At 67.2% G+C, this 18,875-nt stretch carries 16 protein-coding genes and 1 tRNA gene; 10 read left to right on the forward strand and 7 right to left on the reverse strand.

The window, feature by feature from the left end:
- Positions 1–246: 246 nt before the first annotated feature.
- The 5 genes from BO996_RS08095 (at position 247) to BO996_RS08115 (ending at position 5,727) form a co-directional block, all read left to right on the forward strand.
- Positions 247–1,758: a phosphatase domain-containing putative toxin gene (locus BO996_RS08095; protein WP_071954458.1), complete on the forward strand. Its 1,512-nt coding sequence runs from the start codon at positions 247–249 to the stop codon at positions 1,756–1,758.
- Between the two features lie 36 nt (positions 1,759–1,794).
- Positions 1,795–2,199, forward strand: coding sequence for a hypothetical protein (locus BO996_RS08100; RefSeq protein ID WP_012203525.1), 405 nt, complete (start codon positions 1,795–1,797; stop codon positions 2,197–2,199).
- A gap of 182 nt (positions 2,200–2,381) precedes the next feature.
- On the forward strand, positions 2,382–3,056 hold the full coding sequence (locus tag BO996_RS08105; RefSeq protein WP_012203526.1) for a response regulator: 675 nt from the start codon (positions 2,382–2,384) through the stop codon (positions 3,054–3,056).
- Positions 3,053–4,525, forward strand: a complete 1,473-nt coding sequence (locus BO996_RS08110; RefSeq protein WP_071954459.1) for an ATP-binding protein — start codon at positions 3,053–3,055, stop codon at positions 4,523–4,525. Before BO996_RS08105 ends, BO996_RS08110 begins: the two co-directional genes overlap by 4 nt.
- A gap of 170 nt (positions 4,526–4,695) precedes the next feature.
- Positions 4,696–5,727, forward strand: a complete 1,032-nt coding sequence (locus BO996_RS08115; RefSeq protein ID WP_043824172.1) for a GGDEF domain-containing protein — start codon at positions 4,696–4,698, stop codon at positions 5,725–5,727.
- Between the two features lie 95 nt (positions 5,728–5,822).
- Here BO996_RS08115 and BO996_RS08120 read toward each other — a convergent pair whose 3' ends face one another.
- A complete protein-coding gene (locus BO996_RS08120) occupies positions 5,823–7,430 on the reverse strand; it encodes a methyl-accepting chemotaxis protein (protein WP_013804004.1) in 1,608 nt (535 codons plus the stop codon).
- 498 nt (positions 7,431–7,928) lie between these two features.
- On the opposite strand from BO996_RS08120, the gene BO996_RS08125 reads away from it, so the two are divergent.
- Positions 7,929–8,462 (forward strand): DUF2939 domain-containing protein, encoded by a 534-nt coding sequence (locus BO996_RS08125; protein WP_071954460.1) that lies wholly within the window; start codon positions 7,929–7,931, stop codon positions 8,460–8,462.
- Between the two features lie 33 nt (positions 8,463–8,495).
- Here the strand turns inward: BO996_RS08125 and BO996_RS08130 are convergent, their stop codons facing one another.
- The 3 genes from BO996_RS08130 to BO996_RS29610 all read right to left on the reverse strand — a co-directional run bounded on the left by BO996_RS08130 (position 8,496) and on the right by BO996_RS29610 (position 9,813).
- On the reverse strand, positions 8,496–8,720 hold the full coding sequence (locus tag BO996_RS08130; protein WP_016453212.1) for a hypothetical protein: 225 nt from the start codon (positions 8,718–8,720) through the stop codon (positions 8,496–8,498).
- A gap of 21 nt (positions 8,721–8,741) precedes the next feature.
- The gene (yfcF, locus tag BO996_RS08135) at positions 8,742–9,389 is read right to left on the reverse strand and encodes a glutathione transferase (RefSeq protein WP_442856952.1); all 648 of its coding nucleotides are present in this window, start codon (positions 9,387–9,389) and stop codon (positions 8,742–8,744) included.
- A gap of 85 nt (positions 9,390–9,474) precedes the next feature.
- Positions 9,475–9,813 carry a hypothetical protein gene (locus BO996_RS29610; RefSeq protein WP_017405441.1) on the reverse strand — a complete coding sequence of 113 codons (339 nt, stop codon included), beginning with the start codon at positions 9,811–9,813 and terminating at the stop codon, positions 9,475–9,477.
- A gap of 813 nt (positions 9,814–10,626) precedes the next feature.
- Here BO996_RS29610 and BO996_RS08145 point away from each other — a divergent pair.
- Positions 10,627–11,964: a methyl-accepting chemotaxis protein gene (locus BO996_RS08145; RefSeq protein ID WP_065346316.1), complete on the forward strand. Its 1,338-nt coding sequence runs from the start codon at positions 10,627–10,629 to the stop codon at positions 11,962–11,964.
- 12 nt (positions 11,965–11,976) lie between these two features.
- Here the strand turns inward: BO996_RS08145 and BO996_RS08150 are convergent, their stop codons facing one another.
- A complete protein-coding gene (locus tag BO996_RS08150) occupies positions 11,977–12,549 on the reverse strand; it encodes a hypothetical protein (RefSeq protein ID WP_232240482.1) in 573 nt (190 codons plus the stop codon).
- Between the two features lie 318 nt (positions 12,550–12,867).
- Here BO996_RS08150 and BO996_RS08155 point away from each other — a divergent pair, with 318 nt between their 5' ends.
- From BO996_RS08155 to vapC, 3 genes are all read left to right on the forward strand, one after another.
- On the forward strand, positions 12,868–13,320 hold the full coding sequence (locus BO996_RS08155) for a helix-turn-helix domain-containing protein (protein ID WP_223275114.1): 453 nt from the start codon (positions 12,868–12,870) through the stop codon (positions 13,318–13,320).
- 156 nt (positions 13,321–13,476) lie between these two features.
- The gene (locus tag BO996_RS08160) at positions 13,477–13,710 is read left to right on the forward strand and encodes an antitoxin (RefSeq protein WP_071954464.1); all 234 of its coding nucleotides are present in this window, start codon (positions 13,477–13,479) and stop codon (positions 13,708–13,710) included.
- The gene (gene vapC, locus BO996_RS08165) at positions 13,707–14,108 is read left to right on the forward strand and encodes a type II toxin-antitoxin system tRNA(fMet)-specific endonuclease VapC (protein WP_071954465.1); all 402 of its coding nucleotides are present in this window, start codon (positions 13,707–13,709) and stop codon (positions 14,106–14,108) included. The genes BO996_RS08160 and vapC overlap by 4 nt, the downstream gene beginning before the upstream one ends.
- Before the next feature lie 289 nt (positions 14,109–14,397).
- Here vapC and BO996_RS08170 read toward each other — a convergent pair.
- Together BO996_RS08170 and BO996_RS08175 are read right to left on the reverse strand one after the other, a co-directional pair.
- A tRNA-Arg gene (locus tag BO996_RS08170) sits at positions 14,398–14,472 on the reverse strand.
- A 78-nt stretch (positions 14,473–14,550) separates the two neighbouring features.
- Positions 14,551–18,873 (reverse strand): translocation/assembly module TamB domain-containing protein, encoded by a 4,323-nt coding sequence (locus BO996_RS08175; RefSeq protein ID WP_071954466.1) that lies wholly within the window; start codon positions 18,871–18,873, stop codon positions 14,551–14,553.
- Between the last annotated feature and the right edge of the window lie 2 nt (positions 18,874–18,875).

Raw genomic sequence — 18,875 nt, forward strand, 5'->3', positions numbered from 1 at the left:
GAATGCGCCGGGGCTATCGCTTTGGAAAAACCAGAGAAAAATGCCAGCGGTCCAAGGATCGGTACGCCAATGTGATGGTTGTATCGTGTGAAATGACGCCCGTTTGCGTTAGTAATGTTTCTTTTTGTGACGGATTGATGTAAGGGAAACCGCTTAGACTGCCGGCCCATCGAGGCGTGCGCTGACCGTCTTGATTCACGGAATACGGCCCCTGGGGGCGCAACGCATCACAGGAAAGGCACGGCTTTGAATCAGGACTACAGCTTGCAGGTGGCGGGTTTGGGCGCATCGTTCGGTGCGCGCGTCATCCTGGCTGAGGTGGACTTCGCACTGCCCGCCCGGGGGGTCACCGTTTTGCTGGGGCCTTCGGGATCGGGCAAATCCACCCTGCTGCGCACGCTGGCCGATCTCAATGCCGCCAACCCGCGTTTTCGCCGCTGGGGCAGCACGCGCTACGCGGGCCAGCCATGGCGCAGCGGCCTGCAGGCGCCGCGCCTGGTGCAGCAGCAGGCCAGGCTGATGATGGCCAGCACCTTCGACGCCATCGTGGAGCTGGCGCGCCCCCGTCTCAAGCTGGTGCCGCATGAGCTGCGCGACTGGTGCCGCGCCCAGGTGCAGGCCTTCGGCTTCCCCGAGCTTGCGCTGATGTTCGACCAGCCGGCGCTGCAGCTGTCCCCCGTGCAGCAGCGTGCCGTGGCCATCCTGCGCGAGGCGCTGGCCGAGCCGGCGCTGCTGATGGTGGACGAGCCCACGGCCGAGCTGGAGGGCTACGAGGCCTTCGTGCTGCTGGAACTGCTGCGCCAGGTGGGTCAGCGCACCGCCGTGCTGATGAGCACGCACCAGCAGCAGCACGCGCAGGCCGTGGCGCAGGACATGCTGCTGCTGGCCGGCGGCCGCATCGCCGAGGCGCAATCCATGGAAGCCTTTCAGCGTGCACCGCTGTCGCTGGCAGGCCAGCAGTTCTTGCGCACCGGCAGCTGTGCCGTGGCCTCTCCCGATGCGCGGGCCGAAGACCTGGAGGAGGGCGTGCCCCTGCCGCCACCCCTGCCTGCCGCGGCCGTGGCCGCGATCTCCGAATTTCTGTCGGATGCAGTGGCCGCCGAGCCTGCATCCGAGCCCATGCCTGCACCTGAGCCTGCGCCTGAGCCTGCGCCTGCACCCGTGCCTGCATCCATGCCTGCGCCGGTACCCGCACCGACACCCGCTGCCCGGCCGCGCGCCGTCAATCCCGCCGTGCTGGTGGACTGGCAGCCGCTGGCCGCCGACCCGCAGGCCGTGCCCGCCAGCCGTGGCCCCAACGGTTTTGCCTGGCTGGTGCCGGGCCGGCTGGCCGGTGCGCCGCAGCCCGGCGTGGTGCAGTCCATGGACTTTGACCTGAAGGCCCTGCGCGGCTGCGGTGTCACCGTGTTGATCACGCTGACCGAAAACGACCTGCCGCAAGAGCCGCTGCAGCGGCACGGCCTGCGCAACCTGCACCTGCCGGTGCGCGACCACGAATCACCCACGGTGGCCCAGATCCAGATGCTGCTGGCGCGCATGTCGGCCATGCTGCGCGCGGGCGAGGTGCTGGCCGTGCACTGCCTGGCCGGCCTGGGCCGCACGGGCACGGTGCTGGCCGCATGGCTGGTGCGCGAGGGCCTCACCGCCGACGAGGCGCTGCGCCGCGTGCGCCTCATCGACGCCCAGTACGTGCAGTCCCAGGCCCAGGAGGACCTGCTCTACGCGTACGAAGTGGCACTGCTGCTGAAGATGGGCTGACCGATCACATCCATTCACAAAAAAAGGAAAGCTGCAATGAGCCTGGATAACGTTTTGAGCGAGGTGGCCGGGTCCGTGCCCGAGTGCCTGGCCATCGGCTACGTGGATGCCGCCTCCGGCATGCTGCTGGCCATCCGCACGGTGGACTCGCATCCGCGCGAAGTCATCGACCTGGTGGCCGCTGCCACGGCCGACCTGTTCAACGGCCCCAATGTCTCGATGATCGAGAGCCTGTTCAAGAAGTCGCGCGGCCTCAAGGACGACGGCCACCACTACTTCCAGGAACTCATCGTCAACAGCGACAACCTCATCCACGTCTTCCTGCGCGGCAAGCTCATGCCCGACTACGTGGCCGTCTTCGTCTGCCGCCGCACGGCCAACCTGGGCATGGCGCTGACCAAGGCCCGCATGGCCATGCCTAAGATTGAAGCGGCGGTGTGACCGCCGCTCACCCCCTGAGTCGCTGCGCGCCTTCCCCCTCTCTAATCGCTTCGCGAAGGAGGGGGACGACAGCCTCGCGGCGGGGTGGCCCTTGCTCGCTGTCCCTGACGTTTGAGCGCGCCAGTTTCGGGCGGCATGTGCCTCAGAACTGAGCCAGCCTTGCAGGGAGCTATTCTTCAACCATGCGCTTACTGCTTGTCGAAGATGACGCCATGATCGGCGAGGCCGTGCAGACCCTGCTGCGCGGCGAGGGCCATGCGGTGGACTGGGTCCGTGACGGCCTGCAGGCCGATGCGGCCCTGTGCCCCGGCCCGGGTGGCGGCCATGGCTATGACATGGTGCTGCTGGACCTGGGCCTGCCGGGGCAGGACGGATTGCAGGTGCTGCGCCATCTGCGCGGGCGCCGCGACCGCACGCCGGTGCTGGTGGCCACGGCGCGCGATGCCGTGCGCGACCGCATTGCCGGGCTGGATGCGGGGGCCGATGACTACGTGGTCAAGCCCTATGACCTGGACGAGTTGCTCGCGCGCCTGCGCGCGCTGGCGCGGCGTGCCTCTGGCGGGTCCGACCCGCTGTACGAGCGCGAAGGCGTGCGGCTGAACCCCGCCACGCGCGAGGCCAGCGTCGATGGGCGCGACGTGGTGCTCTCGGGCCGCGAATGGGCGGTGCTGGAGACGCTGCTGGCACGCCCGGGCAGCACGCTGTCGCGCCAGCAGATCGAGGACAAGCTCTACGGCTGGGGCGACGAGGTCAGCAGCAACGCCATCGAGGTCTACATCCACGGCCTGCGCAAGAAGCTGGGCGCGGGGCTGATCCTCAATGTGCGCGGCGTGGGCTACATGGTGCCCAAGCCATGACGGCGCCGGCTTCCTCCCTTGTTTCCTCCCTTATCGCCCGGGCGCGCAGCCGCCTGCCCGGTGCACTGGGCACGCGGCTGCTCCTGTTCCTGGGCGCGGCCATCGTACTCACGGCGCTGCTGCAGGGCCTGCTGGCCTACCGCAATGCGCTGCTGCAGACCGACACCCTGTTCGACTACCAGATGCAGCAGACCGCATTTGCGCTGCGCGCCGGCCTGCCGGTGGATGCGCGCGGCAGGCCCCAGGGCACGCCGCCCGAGGATGAGAACCACGAATTCATCGTCCAGGTCTGGACCAACGAAGGCCTGCGCATTTTTGAATCCGCCCTGGGCGCCGCGCTGCCGCAGATGGCCGTGCTGGGCTTTGCCGACGTGCCCGCGCGCGGCACGGTGTACCGCGTGTTCTCGCTGCAGACGCGCTCGCAGGTGATCCAGGTGGCGCAGGACATGCGCGTGCGCCGCACGCTGGCGCGCGACGCCGCCTGGCAAAGCCTGCTGCCCATTGCCCTGCTGGCGCCCGTGCTGGCGCTGGCCGTGTGGTGGGTGGTGCGCAGTTCGCTGGCGCCCGTGCAGCGCGTGCGCCGCGAACTGGCCACGCGCCGCCCGCAGGACCTTGCGCCCGTGCCTGCCGAGGGCCTGCCCGACGAGGTGCGGCCCCTGGTGGCCGAGCTCAATGCGCTGCTGCAGCGCGTGGGCCAGGCCTTCGAGGCGCAGCAGCACTTCGTGGCCGACGCCGCGCACGAGCTGCGCTCTCCGCTGGCCGCGCTCAAGCTGCAACTGGTGGCCTTGCAGCGCGCGCCCGATGCTGCAGCGCATGACGAGGCCGTGCAGCGTCTTTCGGCCGGCATAGACCGGGCCACACGGCTCGTCGAACAATTGTTGACATTGGCGCGACAGGAAGCCCAAGGCACGGTACAAGGCACGGCCCCAGGCGTGCAAGGCATGCAGGGCCGGCACGACGCTGCCGCGGCCGCACCTGCCGAAGTGGACCTGCGCGAGGTGGTGGAGCAGGCCCTGGCGGACCAGGCCGTGGCGGCCCAGCAGCACGGCCTGGACATGGGCCTGAGCGAGTCCCCGCAACTGCGGCAGTCCTTTGCCGTGGCGGGCGACGCACAGTCCTTGCAGATGCTGGTGCGCAACCTGCTGGACAACGCCGTCAAGTACGTTCCGCAAGGCGGCCGCGTCGATGTTGGCTGGCGCAGCGATGCACAGGGCCGCGCCCTGGTGGTCGAGGACTCGGGCCCCGGCATTGCCGAAAGCGAGCGCGAACTGGTGCTGCGGCGCTTTGTGCGTGGGCCCTCTGCGGCTTCAGCGGCTTCTGCGGGCCAGCAGGCGCAGGGCAGCGGCCTGGGCCTGGCCATCGTGCAGACCATTGCCGAACGGCATGGCGCACGCCTGCTGCTGGACCGCTCGCCCACGCTGGGCGGCCTGCGCGTGCAGGTGCTGTGGCCGCCTGTGTCGGGCCGCTGACAGCGGCGCGTGGCGCGCAGGCCTATCGGCGTGTAGCGCGCGGCGGGAATGCTTCCAGCTTGCGTCCGGCCGGGTCACAATCCCCAAATTGGTGCCGGCCCGCCTGCCTTGCCATTCCCTCATCAGGCGCGCGGGCAGTCTGCATCCGTAGTTATTTCGAGAGGTATTTCATGGAGTCCCTTGTCCAGCGCCTGTCCCAGTCCGTGACCCAGGCGCATTCGTTGGAAGAGTTGACGCGGCCCCTGCTGCAAATGCTCGAAGAGAGCACGCAGCTGGAGTCCACCTATCTCACCACCATCAACGAAGAACAGGGCCAGCAGCGCGTGCTGTACGCGCGCAACGCCAGCGAGATGCAGATTCCCGAGGGCCTGGTCGTTCCCTGGGGCGACACGCTGTGCAAGCGCGCCCTGGACGAAGGCCGCATGTACACGCCCGATGTGGGCGCCTGCTGGGGAGACTCCGAGGCCGCGCGTGAACTGGGCATACGCACCTACGCCAGCGCGCCCGTGCGTTTTTCGGATGGCCAGCTCTATGGCACGCTGTGCGCGGCCAGCAAGTCCTCGCAGGCCCTGAGCAGCGAGGCCGAAGGCATGCTGCGCCTGTTCGCCAACCTGATTGCCGAGCGCGTGGAGCGCGAGCAGCTCATCGCCAGCCTGAACCGGACCAACCGGGAGCTGGCGGCGCTGGCCTTGCTGGACCCGCTGACCGGCCTGCCCAACCGGCGCTGTCTCACCGACGAGCTGGGCCGGCTCATTGCCCGGTGCGCACGCAGCCAGGAATGCGTGGTGGTCGGCTTCATCGACCTGGACCGCTTCAAGAACGTCAACGACGAGCACGGCCACGAGGCCGGCGACGCGCTGCTGCGTGCCATGGGCGAACGCCTGTCCGCCCACCTGCGCAGCGCCGACATGCTGGCGCGCTTTGGCGGGGACGAGTTCGTCTTCATCGGCGTGGGGCCCTTGTTCGGCAGCGAGGCCGATGCCGTGGCGCGTGAACTGCAGCAGCGCCTGTCGGATGCCTCGGCCTTCCAGGTCGATCTGCCCGATGGCAAGACGCTGGACTACGGCGGCGCCAGCGTGGGCGTGGTCTGCCTGCGGCCGGACTCCATCGATGCCGACGACGCGCTGCAAAAGGCCGATGCGGCCATGTACCGCGTCAAGATGGCGCGCAGCCGCGAAGCCAGAGGCAACGCGCTGCATTGAGCCAGCCGCAGGCCTGGCCCGGCGGCCAAGACCTGTTGCTGCCTTGCTCCGGCCTGTCTCGCTGCTTCTCGCGCGCGCTCTTTTTTCTTGCCGTCTCAGCCTGCTGCCAGCATGGGCTGCCTGCGCTGCAGTTCCACGGCGGCATGCTGATGGCCGCTTGCCGCCTCCAGCTTGAAGGCGCCCACCGTGCGCACCAGGTCGCCGGCCTGGCCGCGCAGGCTGGAGGCGGCGGCGGCCATCTCCTCCACCAGTGCCGAGTTCTGCTGGGTGGCCTGGTCCATCTGCGTGACCGCCTGGCCGATCTGGGCCACGCCCGAGCTTTGCTCGGAACTGGCGGCGCTGATCTCGCCCATCAGATCCGTCACTCGGCGTATGGCGTCCACCACCTCGGCCATGGTCGTGCCGGCCTGGTCGGCCAGCGCGCTGCCGTTGTGCACGCGGCTGGCGCTGTCGGTGATCAGTTGCTTGATCTGCTTGGCGGCCTCGGCACTGCGGCTGGCCAGGCCGCGCACCTCGGTGGCCACCACGGCAAAGCCCCGGCCCTGCTCGCCCGCACGCGCGGCTTCCACGGCCGCGTTCAGCGCGAGGATATTGGTCTGGAAGGCAATGCCGTCGATCACATTGATGATGTCGGCGATCTGCCGGCTGGAATCACTGATGCCGCGCATGGTGTCCACCACCTGCCGCACGACCTCGCCGCCCTGCTCGGCCACGGTGGAGGCACCCAGCGCCAGTTGGTTGGCCATCTGCGCGTTGTCGGCGTTCTGGCGCACGGTGGAGCTGAGCTGCTCCATGGAGGCGGCCGTCTGCTGCAGGGCGCTGGCCTGGCTTTCGGTGCGTGAGGACAGGTCCTGGTTGGCCTGCGCGATCTGCCCGCTGGCCGCTGCCACGCTGACCGATCCCTGGTGCACCTGGCGCACTACGCCGCGCAGCCCCTCCTGCATGGTCTGCAGCGCGCGCAGCAGCATGGACACCTCGTCCTTGCCGCGCACATCGATGTGCCGTGTCAGGTCGCCCGCCGCCACGGCATCGGCCGTATGAATGGCCAGGCGCAGCGACCGTGCCATGTTGCGGATGATGGACCAGCCCAGCAGCACCCCGAGCAGCACGCCCGCGATGATGGAGCCCACGGCCACCGCAAAAATCACTTGGTACAGCGATTGCGCGGCGTCGTATTCCTCCTTGGCGACGCGGGTCTGCAGCGCGGTCAGCTGCACGATCACATCACGCAGCGGCGCGTACAGCGCCTCGTCCTTGTCGATCAGCAGCTGCCGGGCCAGCTCCAGGTCACCGGACTGCAGCGCCTGCTGGGCCGGCTTCAGAAAGCCCTGCAGGAACAGCGCGCGCACGGCCTCGAAGCGGTCGGCCAGCTGCGCCTCTTCCTCGGTCATCCGGGTCTGGCGGAACGAGGCCCAGGCCTTGTTCACGTCGTTGATGTTGATCTGTATCTCCTGCTGCTTTTGCTGCGTGTACTCGGGCAGGTGCACGGCAATGGCGCCCGAGACCGCATGGCGGTTGCGCAGCAGAAGGCGCTGCACTTCCAGCAGATCGCCCAGTGCGACCAGGCGCTCTTCATAGACCACCTTGAATCGGCGGTTGGACTCGCTGATTCCATATAGCCCGAAAGCGCCGATCACGATCATGAGCAGTGAGAGAAAACCAATCAAGGCGGTCAGGCGAGTCGATAACTTGAAATTATTCATACTGCGTCCTTTGCATGCATTGCGGATGGTTGGTGGGTACTTGCGTTGTCAGGCCGCCCCGTGATGGCTCGCATCTCTCATAACGGAATCGGTAATGAAAATGAGATTTCACTAACGGGAAATGCCCGGTCTGCACAAATGCTCACAGGCATCCGGAAACGGCGATGCTGGCTTGCCGATGGCCTGCGTGGCCAATGGCGATCCATGTTGTATTGGTTTGTAAACTATTTGTTACAAACTATAGTATGAATCGAATGCTCCAGGCAATACCAGTTTTTCAGGTATTGGCCTTGGCCTGATAGGGGCTCTCTGCGTATTGCTTCGCTATTTTTTCGCTATGAAAAATACAGGCGGCAACGGCCCTGGCAATGGCTGCGGCGCCGAACGGCCCGCCTAGAATCCGCCTTTATGCGCTGTGCATGCGCGGTTCATGCGCGGTTCATGCGCGTTCATCCGCGCTTGCGCGAGGCCTCTGGCCTGCCTTCACGAAAGAGATCCATGAAACCCAAAACCCTTGCCCGCGCGCTGGCCGCCCTCTGCGTGGCTGCGGCCGGACTGCTCTACGCATCGCCCTACATCGCCCTGCACCAGATCGGCAAGGCCGTGGAGCGCCGCGACGCCCAGGCCCTGTCCGGCTACGTGGACTTCCCTGCGCTGCGCGAAAGCATCAAGGGCCAGATGATGGCCAGGCTGCAGTCCCAGATGGGCGGGTCTGCGGACAGCTCATCCAACCCGCTTGCAGGCTTTGGCCAGCAACTGGCCCAGGGCCTGGTCAGCCAGTTCACCGAGGCGCTGGTCTCGCCCGACGGCGTCATGCTCATGCTGGAAAAAGGCAAGCCCGGCAAACCCACGGACGTGGCCGCCGCAGGCGTGGGCGTGGACACCCAGGGCGGGCCGCCGCGCAAGGACTACTCCGTGGAGTACCAGGGCTGGTCCAAGGTCTTCGTGCACCCGCGCGGCGAGCCGGGCGGCTTCATCTTCAGGCGCGAAGGCCTGATGGGGTGGAGGCTGGTGGCCGTGAAGATGGATTGAGGGGCGCGGGCAGGCCGCCAGCACCCTGGCGCCTCAGCCTTGATGCAGCACCTTCATCACATGGCGCTTGCCCAGCCGCAGCGCGCGGGCATCGGCCTCTGGCTGCGTGTCGCAGGGCTGGTCATCGGTGATGGCCTCCAGGGCCTTGCCGCTGGCCACCTCCAGCAAGGTGGCACGCGGCAGCCAGGCGCCTGGCGAGGCATCGCTGGGCAGTGATGCGGGCGTGATCCGCACGCCCATGTAGAGAAGGCTGTCCATGGCCTGCCGTATCCGTTCGGATCAGCCTGCCAGGGGCGGGCGGGGCAGGGCCAGCCACTGCTGGACGGCGGGGTGCTGCCACTGCCGGCGCGCATAGGCGGCCAGCGGCGCAGGCACGGCATCGCCGTTGAGCACCAGGCGATTGAGCATCAGCGCCAGATCCACATCGGCAATCGACCATGGGCCGGCAATGTGGTCGTCCTCCGAGCGGATGAAGGCTCCCGCCACCGAAAACAGCTTGCGCGCCGCCGCCTGGCCCGCATCCGACAGCGGCGTGGGCGTGGGGCGGTAGAACACCACTTCGGTGCTGCGCTCCGAGCGCAGTGCCATCAGATCGCTGCGCAGCCAGGCCTGGACCTGGCGCACGCGGGCACGCGCCTGCGCATCCTGGGGGTAGAGCGGGGCGCCGCCAAAGCGGTCCTGCAGGTACTCGGAAATCGCCGACGACTCCGACAGGCTGAAGTCGCCATCCACCAGTGTGGGAACGCGCGCAGTGAGCGATGCAGCCACATAGTCCGCCCCGGTGTTCTGTCCCGCCGAAATGTCCAGCGTGCGCAGCTCGAAGTCAATCCCCTTGACCTTCAGCGCAACGAACACGGACATGGCATAGGGAGAGGCGAATTGCGAATCGGCGTACAGCAGCATGAGGGCCTTTCGGGGAAACTGCATGGGGATTGGGGCACCGATGGTAGCCGAGTGGGCAGCCCGATGACCGGGCCGGCCATGCCTCGGCCCAAGCCCCGCAGTCCCAGGATCACACCTTCAGCGACCGCTCGATATCCGTCAGCTTGTAGCGGGCCAAGGCGAGGTTGCCACGGGCCTTGTCCAGCACCAGGTAGAGAAACAGCCCGGGGCTGTTGGGGATGAGGCGGATCAAATGGTATTGGTCGCCCAGGGTGATCAGAATATCTTCGATGCCCTTGCGCAGTCCCAGCGACTCCATGGTCTTGAGCTTGGCCCGCACCACCTGGGTATTGCCTGCCGCAGCAAGCTCCAGATCCACGCCGCTGCCCGCCTGGGCCAGGCACATCCCGCTTTGATGGTCCACCAGGGCCGCTGCCATAGCGCCTTCGATGGAAATAATGGATTGCATGGATTGGGATAGATTGCTTGACATTGAAACTTCTCTTTTTCTGAAATCGGTGTTGCCACCGGATGAAAATCGGGCTGAGAGCTTCTGCAGCTCTTCGATCAAAACAAACCAAAGTGTTTCTGAACTGCTGTCCGGTAATCGGTAAAGCTGAATGGATTCATGGTGCGGCATCAGCATTTGCTTGAGCGCTATTTCTTCCATGATGGCGCTTGGCATCAGAAAAATGCGTACGCAACGCACGGCCTCATTCAATGCTCTTTGAAACAACTCCCTGGCCTGATGCACGGCGCCGGGGCCGATCAGCAGCACCAGGGCGCTCGGCGCCGAGGGCTCGCACAGCGGCTCATCCCGCCCCGGCGGTCCGCCCCAGTCGATGACAGGGGCGCTTTCCGAGTCCGCCAGCCTCACGGCAACCCGCGGCTTGCCGGGGGCGTAGGCCACGCCCAGCTTGGCCAGGGCGCGGCCGCCCAGGCTGGAAGTCAAATCGATCACCCGAACGCCACAAGACATTTTTCAAGCACACAAGATAGAGGACGCCGCCAGGCGACGGAATGCTGCGAACTCTATATCAATTAGTTACATGTGTTTCTTGCTGCTTGAAAGACTTGGGTCGGAAAAGGGAATTGGATGCCTTGAGAAAATGCAAACAATTGTGAATTGAAGAGGAGTTTTTTTATTTCTGTAGGCTTCTTCTGACAGAAAGTGCATGTCAATGCGAAGGACGCAGAAAATAGCAAACAGATACAATCGTTGCCAGACCAGCCCATTGTCGGGCGCAAATCACCCATTCAGCGCTGAATAACAAGGGCTCCCATGCGCGGCATCCGCTCCATCCTGTCCAGGCTCGGCCTGCGTTCCGATTCCCCAAGCTCCCAACTGAAGGCCTTGTACAGCACCCAGGCCGTCATAGAGCTCGATCCCCAGGGCCACATCCTCTTCGCCAACGCGCAGTTTCTGGACCTCATGGGCTATGAGCTGGACGAGCTGCGCGGGCAGCACCACCGTATCTTCCTGGACCCGGCGGATGCGCAGGCTCGGGACTATCGGGACTTCTGGGCACGGCTTGCGCGCGGGCAGGCCTTTGTGGGCCGGTGCCGGCGCATCGACCGCCAGGGGCGGGAGGTCTGGCTGCAGGCCAACTACAGCCCTGTGCTCGACAGCCGTGGGCAGGTGCTGCGGGTCGTCAAGTACGCCATGGATATCTCGGCCGAAGTGCTGCGCGACGCCGAAGCCAGCAGCCAACTGGCGGCGGTAGGCAGGGCCCAGGCCGTGATCGAGTTCGGCCTGGACGGCAGCATCCTGCGCTGCAACCGCAATTTTCTGGAGGCCATGGGCTATGCGTCCGAAGACGAGCTGGTCGGCCGGCACCACAGCATGTTCGTGGCCCCGCAGGAGCGCAGCTCGGCCGAGTACGCGGCCTTCTGGGCGCACCTGTCGCAGGGCAAGCACTACCGGGGCCAGTTCCGGCGCATAGGGCGCCTGGGCAACGATGTCTGGATCGAGGCCAACTACAGCCCCGTGCTCAACCAGTCCGGCCAGCCCTTCAAGGTGGTGAAGTACGCCACCGACATCACGCAGCGCTACGAGGCCACGCGCCTGGTGCAATCGGCTTTCGAGCAACTGCAGCAACTGGTGCGCGACAGCGCTGCCCAGGCGCATGACGCGCATGCCCAGGCGCGGGACGTGACGCGCATTGCCCAGCGCGGCGACGTGGCCCTGGACAGCGCGGTCGACGCCATGTCCAGCATCTCCAGCAACTCCCGGCGCATTGGCGAGATGGTGGGCCTGATCGATGGCATTGCCTTCCAGACCAATCTGCTGGCGCTCAACGCCGCCGTCGAAGCCGCGCGTGCGGGCGAGCAGGGGCGCGGGTTCGGTGTCGTGGCCGGCGAAGTGCGCAGCCTGGCCCAGCGCTGCGCCGAGGCCGCCAGGGAGGTCAAATCCGTCATCGGCGCGTCTGCGGCCAGCGTGCAACTGGGCTTCGAGCGTGTGAATGAATCGGGCGACATGATGAAGCAGATGCGCGCAGCGGCCGTGAACGCCAGCGACATCATGGACACCATCATCCAGGCCTCGCAGGCGCAGGACACGCGCCTGGGCGAGGTGCGCGAAGCCGTGCTGAGGCTGGAGAACGTCGTCGTCCAGAGCTGAGCCGCGCCCTGCTCATCCCAGGCGGCCCATGCCGCCTTCAAAGATATGGCGCACGTCGCGCAGGACCGGCGAGCCCCAGCCATCACGGTGCTCGCCATGCAGGGCGGCGGCCACGAAAACGATCTCCGTCAGCTGCGCAATGCGCGCCGCCATGCCGTGCGCCACGACATGGGTCTCCGTGTCCTGGCGATGGCCCATCTGCATCAGCGCCTGTGCCAACTGCTGGGCCTCGTAATTGGCCTGGCGGGCCAGGTCGCGCCACTGTGCGGGCACGGGATCGGCAACGCTCTGCGCCTGCAGCCTGGCCAGCGTGGTACGGGGGAAAACGATGTGGTCCGCCGGCGTTTCAGAGATCTGTGACAGCGCTTGCGCCGCCTGGCCCAGCAGGCCGGAGCGCGGGGCGGATTCCGCATGGCCGGGCACCAGCCGCGCCGCGTTGATGCAGGCCGCCACGTCAAAGGCGATGTCCTGCAGGTCCCGCAGGTCCCGCGATGAGTCGGCCTGCGCGGCGCTGCGGGCCACACCGCTGGCGATGCGCAGCAGGCGGTCGGATTCGCCGCCGTGCCGGTGGTCTTCGGCAGTCATTGCAGCCTGCTGGAGTGCTTCAGCCGCCTGCTGAAACAGCGCGCGGTGCGCCGCAGCAAGCTTCTTGCGCGGCGGTTTCGCGGCAGCGTGCTTCATGGACCTCCTTCGTGCAACGTACAGGCGCGCAAAGGAGCCGCCTGAGGGGTCAGGTAGTATTTGACGCTTGTAGCGACAATGCACCCATAGGCTATCAAACAAAAATTTGATCGTCAATAGTTTATATAAAAAATGTTTGACTTCTCTGCGCGCCTGACGGAGGAAAGGAATAGGCTCGGCCTCAGTCAGGAGGCGTTTGGCACTATCGCGGGAGTGTCAAAGATGTCTCAGCTCAACTATGAGAAGGGCGTCAGAAAGCCAGATGCGGGTTATCTCATGGCTGTCGCCGAGCAGGGTGTGGACGTCGCCTACCTGCTAACAGGTCAACGTTTGTTTGACCCGAACGCCATCCAGCACGAGCGCCCCGAACCGACCCTCGCGGCCCGCTTGCAGCAGGAACGCCAGCGCCTGAACCTCAGCGAAGCCGAACTCGCCCGCAAGGCCGGCCAAGCCAAACAGGTCCTGCAGCAATTCGAGTCCGGCGCCCTCGTCCCCGACGCCACGGCGCTGCAGCAATTGCACCTTGCCGGCGTCGATATCGGCTACGTGCTGCTGTCCTTGCGCTCCCATGCGCCCGACGCCGATGTGCAGGCACTGCTGGCGCATTACGGCAAGGCGACGGACGCTGGGCGTGCGCTGGTGCGAGGGGTGGCGGAGCTGGCTGGGCGGGGGTGAGGCTGGAGACCTTCAACGCTCCCGGCCTGCGCGGCACATATCTGAAAAGCGTCAATAGCTACTGAATGAATAGCAAAATTGCAGCGCACACAAGCCGTGCTGGACAGAGTGAAAAGCGGTAGATACCATTGGTGGCTACCAATCAAGGAGCCCGCCATGGACACCGCACGCCTTTTCCAATCCGGCCGCAGTCAAGCCGTGCGGCTGCCCAAGGAATACCGTTTCACGGGCACTGAAGTCGTGGTGAAGCACTTCGGCAACGGCGTGTTGCTGCTGCCCGCAGACGACCCTTGGCAAACACTGCAAGCCGGGCTGGCTCAGTTTGAACCGGGCTTTGTGCTCGAGCGCGAGCAGCCTGATGCCCAGCAGCGGGACGAGATCAGCCCATGATCCTGCTCGACACCAACATCTGCATCTACATCATCAATGCCAAGCCCCCGGAGGTGCTGGCCCGATTTCAGCAGTACCGCATGGGCGAGGTGGGATTGTGCAGCGTGGTTGCTGCCGAACTGGCCTTTGGCGTGGCCAAAGGCGGCTCGGCCCGTAACCGCCAGGCCCTGGAGATGTTTCTCGCCCCGCTCACCATCCTCCCGTTTGACGAGGCGGCCGTGTGGGCCTATGGCGACCTGCGTGCCGATCTGGAGCGTCGAGGCAGTCCCATAGGCGCGCTTGACACCATGATCGCTGCCCACGCCCTCAGTCAGCGGGCCCTGCTGGTCACCAACAACACCCGCGAATTCGCCAAGGTGCCCGGCCTGCAGTTGGACAACTGGGCTGTCGCTACCTGATTCCCTGGGTAAATCCGATCCTAGTGCTTGCTGCATGAGCGCAAGCGGATATCAAATGTGAAGTAATCGATATCTTTTCATCGAAACCCGGCTACCCAGTTCGCGCCTCTGGACAGAGCCAGCATGCATGCTGGCTGGCCGGCTCGCACTGACCCTGGACCGAACGCAAAAAGCCCCTCGGCACCTTTCTGATGCCGAGGGGCTTTTCTTGTTTCTACGCCACCTGTGCCCAGGCATGTCCCCGGGGGCCAAGTGCAATTCGCAAGCCATTGATACAGAAGCAATTCAATGGTCCCTCCGACAGGAATCGAACCTGTATCTGGCGCTTAGGAGGCGCCCGTTCTATCCATTGAACTACGGAGAGGAGCAAACGGCGATTGTAAACCCACGCCGGACCCGCCCCGCGCACCGCCGGGAGGGCGGCATGCGGGGCGCTGGGGCGTCAGTCCTTGCGCACGGTGTAGATCAGGTCCAGCGCGCTGGTTTCTCCGGTCTGGCCGCGCAGGGTGAGGCGGCGCGAGAGGTCGTAGAAGATGTACAGCGTGCCCATGGCCCCCGAGAGGCTTTGCTCGTAGGTGACGTAGAGGTCGCTGGACAGGCGCTTGCCCAGGGTGAGGGCGGCGCCGGTGGAGCCTTCGCCGCCCGGGCCCTTGAAGCCGATTTCGTCCAGGCCCAGGTTGCTGGCGATCTTGCCGCTGTTGTTGCGCCCGCCGCTGAGCAGGGACAGCGCGGCCTGCTGGAGCAGGGCGCTTTCGGCGCCGCCCGTGGCGGGGTCGCGGCCCATGACCACCCAGGAGAGCTTTTCGGCATCGGGCATTTCGGGGTCGGAGTACAGGCGCACGCGCGGGGCATTGGCCGTGCCCTGCACCTGCACGCCTGCGCGTACGGCGATGTTGGGGCGCAGCGCCAGGATGTCCAGCGAGGGGTTGGCATAGGGGCCGTTGAAGCGGATGAGGCCGGTCTCCACGTCCAGCGACTGGCCCCAGGCGCGGTAGCGGCCCTGCACGGTGCGGATCTCGCCCGTGATGCGCGGCGGGCCGCCCGCCACGGTGGGACCCTGCACTTCCAGCGCGCCTTCCAGGCGCGTGGTGATGCCGTAGCCCTGCAGCGCGAAGTCGCGGCCCAGGTCGAGCTTGACGAGGATGTCGGGCAGCTTGATGGTTTCCGCGCGGGCCTGGGCCTTGCGGTCGGCCTGCTGCTGTTTGCGCGCCGCTTCCTGCTCGGCCTTGCGCGAGGCGGCCGAGTGCACGACCACGTCGGAGTCCAGCGAGGGGGCGGATTCCTCGGGCAGGATGATGGTGGCGCGGTCGGTGGTGAGGTCGCCGCGCAGCGTGAACTGGCCTTGCTCCAGCTTGGCCTGCAGGCCGCCGGAGATGCTGACCTGGCGGTCCGCGCGCACCAGCACCTGCAGCCTGGTGGCCTGGGCGCGCAGGTCCATGCTCAGGCCGGAGTTGCTGCCATCGGCGTTGGGCGGGTCCCAGCGCACGAAGCCCGAGCCCGTGAGTTCGCCGCCTTCGCGCGGGGCCGTGGTGAGGTTGCCGCTGTAGCCCAGGATGCGCGCATTGCTGCCGCGCCCGCCCTGCATGCGCAGCTCGGTCAGGTCCAGCCGGTTGCCTTGCAGGCGGGCGCGCAGCACGCCGTTTTGCAGGTCGATGCCGTCCAGCGCGGACAGGATGCTCAGGCCGTCGGCCGAGAGATTGCCCTGCCATTGCGGGTTCTGGCGGTCGCCGCTGATCTCGGCCTTGGCCTGCAGCGAGCCGGTGACGCGCCAGCCGGGCGGGGCGAACAGGGCCCAGATACCGATGTCGGGCATGCGGGCGTCGATCTGGCCGGACAGCGGGGCCTTCTCGGGCCAAGTCCAGGTGCCGTCCTGCTGGGCCAGGCGCGTGCCCAGCTGGGCGGTCAGGGTGCCGGCGCGTTCGCTGTCCCAGTCGAGCTTGGCCTGCACGTCGTCGCCCTGGGCGCGCACGCTCAGGCGGGCCTGCTTGATGTGGGCGCGCATGCCGGCGCCGCGCACGGTATGCGTGCGCACTTCGCCGGGCTTGCTGGAGCGCGGGCCGGTGGTGTGGATGACGGTGGTGCCCGAGCCGTCTTCCACGGCCAGGCGCAGGTCGCCGGCGGCACGCTCGACCAGCAGTTCGGCCTTGAGCGTGGGGCCGGTGGTGTCCAGGTCCCAGCGGGCGTTGAAGCTCAGGTCGCCGCTCAGGCCCATGGCGGCCAGCGGGGGCTCCTCGGCCATGGAAAGGGCATCGACCCAGGCCAGCGGCAGGGCCTGCGCGCGGCCGGTGCTGCGCAGGGCCCAGCGGCCGTCGCCGCCCTGGGTGGCGCGAGTGTCGTCCCAGGCCAGCAGCACGGGCTGCGGCGCCTCGGCATTGGCGCGGCGCTGGGCCAGCGTGGGCGGCGTGACCTGCAGGCTGCCGGCCGACGCCGTGAACGTGGTGGACAGTACGGTACGGCCCGTGGTGCGCTGGGCAATCTGCACGGGCTGCTTGCCCGCCAGTTGCAACTGCCAGGGGCCGGGCAGGTCCTGGCCCGGATTCAGCCGGGCCTGCAGTCTGTCGATGCTGGCCTGCCAGTCCAGGGGCGCGGCACCGCGCGCCGTGGCCAGGCCTGCCTGCAGGGCCGTGTCGATCTGCGCGGTCTGCGTGCCGCGCTTCGCCTGGCCGGTGAGGGTCAGGCTGGCCTGCTCGGGCGAGCCCTTGAGGGCCAGGCGCAGCTCGGGCAGCTCCAGCGCCTGCTCGGGCGGCGTGTTGGCGGGCAGGTAGCGCAGCTTGGCGGCCTGCAGGTCGGCCTGCAGTTGCAGGCCGCTGGCGGGCAGCGGGTCGCCCACGGCGGCCTTCATGCGCTTTTGCAGTGCGCCCCATCCGCCGCGCCAGCTGGCGTCCAGCTGGGCCTGGCCTTCGACCAGGGCGCCGGCCAGCGGGTCCTTCATGCCGGGCAGCTTGCGCAGCCACTGCGTGAGGGCGGTGAGTGACGACAGCTTGAGCTGGCTGCTGCCCTGGCCTGCGGCGGGGCTGATGTGGCCGTCCAGCGAGAGCTCGGCGCCGGGCAGCTCGGCCTTCAGCGCGGTCTGCAGTTTTTGCTGTTCGGTGTCGAACTGCAGGCTGCGGCTGCGCACCGAGGCCTGCAGCGCATCAAGCTGCAGGTTCTCCAGCGACAGCACGGGCTGGGCCCAGCGGCCCTTGGTGGCGAGTTTCTCGATGCGCAGGGGCTGGCGCTTGCCGCCCGCGGGCGCGGCTGCGGCCTGGATGTCCACGCTGAAGTCCACCTGCTGCTCTGCCGTGGTGCTGGCGCGCAGCTCGCCCTGCAGCGGTGCGGCTTCCAGGATGCTGTAGAGCGCGGCGGGGTCCAGGCGCTGGACCTTGGCCTGGCCTTCGAAGACCTTGGTGGCGGGCTCGAAGCGGCCCTGGGCGTCGATGCTGCCCGAGCCTATGGCGATCTGCGCCTGCTCCAGCAGCCACTGCTGGCCGTCATAGCGCACCGCGGCCTCGATCTGGTCCAGCGGCAGGCGCTGGCGGTCCCAGGGACCGGGCATGGCATTGTTCAGGCGTGTCGTCAGCTGCCAGGCGGTGGTGGCGATGGCCGAGCCTGGTGCCTGGTCCGATGCCTGTTCCGTGGCGGGTGCCTGGGCTGTATCAGCTGCCTTGCCATCCGGCCCGGCCTGCAATTCGCCGCTGATGCGGGTGCGCGGTCCCTGGGGCCAGAAGGCGGCGATGTCGATCTGGCTGAGCTGGGCGCGCGCGGTCTGCAGCGGCTGGGGCTGCCAGGGCCGGATGCTGGCCTCGATGTCCGCATGCATGGGTTCGGACACGGGGGCGGCTTCCTTGCGCTCCCTGGCCTTGCCGTTCTTGCCATCGGCCTTGGCGGATTTCTGTACGGCGGCAGGGGCAGGCGTTTCCTCGGACACCGTCCCGGGCTTGGCATCAACCTGGAGCTTGATGCCCAGTTGCGCAGCGGCGGTGGCCAGGGTGCCGTCGATCTGTGCCTTGGCCTGCACGGCCAGCGGTGCAGGTTTGGGGGCCTTGGCCGTGGAGGCCTCGTCGTCCGAAGCCATGGCCGGCGCCTGCAGGTCGCCCTGCAGCTCGGCCTGGATGGCCATGGGCGCACGGGCCTGCAGGCGCAGCCTGGCCTGGTAGTTGCCATCGGCCCATTGCAGGTCGCGCACGTCCAGCTGGTGCTCGCTGCCGTCATAGATGTAGTGGCCTTGCAGGCCCAGCACCTCGGCCTGGGGCGGGCCTTGCCAGACGATGCGTTCCACATGGAAGGGCACGTCGATCTTCACGGGCAGCACGAGCTGCTGCAGCGGTTCGACGGGTTTCTTGTCCTCGGGGTCGGGGGTGCTGGCAATGCTCAGCTCGGCGATGCGCACTTCGCCCAGGCGCACGGTGCGCGACAGCAGGGGGCGCAATTGCCAGCCGATGGTGGCGTCGCGCAGCTCCACCTTCATGGTGGGGCTTTGCCATTGCAGCCAGCCGATGCGCCCGCCCTGGCGCACGGTGCCGGTGACTTCCTTGGCCTGCAGGCTCTGGCCTGCGGGCAGCCAGCCGGCCACGCGCTGCAGGGTGTAGGCCAGCGAATCGGCACGGCCGCTCCACCACCAGGCGGAGCCCAGCAGGGCGGCCAGCAGCAGGACCAGGACCAGGAAGAACCAGAGCAGGGCGCGCAGCCAGCGGCGGCGGCGGGGCGCGGGCGGGGGAGGGGACGCCTGGGGGCTTTGATCTGGCGCGGCGGAGGAGGCAGGGGTATTCAAGCGGGAATCCACCATGG

This window comes from Delftia sp. HK171 (assembly GCF_001886655.1).
In the GTDB taxonomy this organism is placed as follows: domain Bacteria; phylum Pseudomonadota; class Gammaproteobacteria; order Burkholderiales; family Burkholderiaceae_C; genus Comamonas; species Comamonas acidovorans.

Excerpts from the sequence above, each read along its gene's own strand:
- BO996_RS08100 (WP_012203525.1), top strand. The coding sequence starts at position 1,795 with ATGAGCCTGGATAACGTTTTGAGCGAGGTGGCCGGGTCCGTGCCCGAG.
- BO996_RS08105 (WP_012203526.1), top strand. The coding sequence starts at position 2,382 with ATGCGCTTACTGCTTGTCGAAGATGACGCCATGATCGGCGAGGCCGTG.
- BO996_RS08110 (WP_071954459.1), top strand. The coding sequence starts at position 3,053 with ATGACGGCGCCGGCTTCCTCCCTTGTTTCCTCCCTTATCGCCCGGGCG.
- BO996_RS08115 (WP_043824172.1), top strand. The coding sequence starts at position 4,696 with ATGGAGTCCCTTGTCCAGCGCCTGTCCCAGTCCGTGACCCAGGCGCAT.
- BO996_RS08120 (WP_013804004.1), bottom strand. The coding sequence starts at position 7,430 with ATGAATAATTTCAAGTTATCGACTCGCCTGACCGCCTTGATTGGTTTT.
- BO996_RS08125 (WP_071954460.1), top strand. The coding sequence starts at position 7,929 with ATGAAACCCAAAACCCTTGCCCGCGCGCTGGCCGCCCTCTGCGTGGCT.
- BO996_RS08130 (WP_016453212.1), bottom strand. The coding sequence starts at position 8,720 with ATGGACAGCCTTCTCTACATGGGCGTGCGGATCACGCCCGCATCACTG.
- yfcF (WP_442856952.1), bottom strand. The coding sequence starts at position 9,389 with ATGCAGTTTCCCCGAAAGGCCCTCATGCTGCTGTACGCCGATTCGCAA.
- BO996_RS29610 (WP_017405441.1), bottom strand. The coding sequence starts at position 9,813 with ATGCAATCCATTATTTCCATCGAAGGCGCTATGGCAGCGGCCCTGGTG.
- BO996_RS08145 (WP_065346316.1), top strand. The coding sequence starts at position 10,627 with ATGCGCGGCATCCGCTCCATCCTGTCCAGGCTCGGCCTGCGTTCCGAT.
- BO996_RS08150 (WP_232240482.1), bottom strand. The coding sequence starts at position 12,549 with ATGACTGCCGAAGACCACCGGCACGGCGGCGAATCCGACCGCCTGCTG.
- BO996_RS08155 (WP_223275114.1), top strand. The coding sequence starts at position 12,868 with ATGTCTCAGCTCAACTATGAGAAGGGCGTCAGAAAGCCAGATGCGGGT.
- BO996_RS08160 (WP_071954464.1), top strand. The coding sequence starts at position 13,477 with ATGGACACCGCACGCCTTTTCCAATCCGGCCGCAGTCAAGCCGTGCGG.
- vapC (WP_071954465.1), top strand. The coding sequence starts at position 13,707 with ATGATCCTGCTCGACACCAACATCTGCATCTACATCATCAATGCCAAG.
- BO996_RS08175 (WP_071954466.1), bottom strand. The coding sequence starts at position 18,873 with ATGGTGGATTCCCGCTTGAATACCCCTGCCTCCTCCGCCGCGCCAGAT.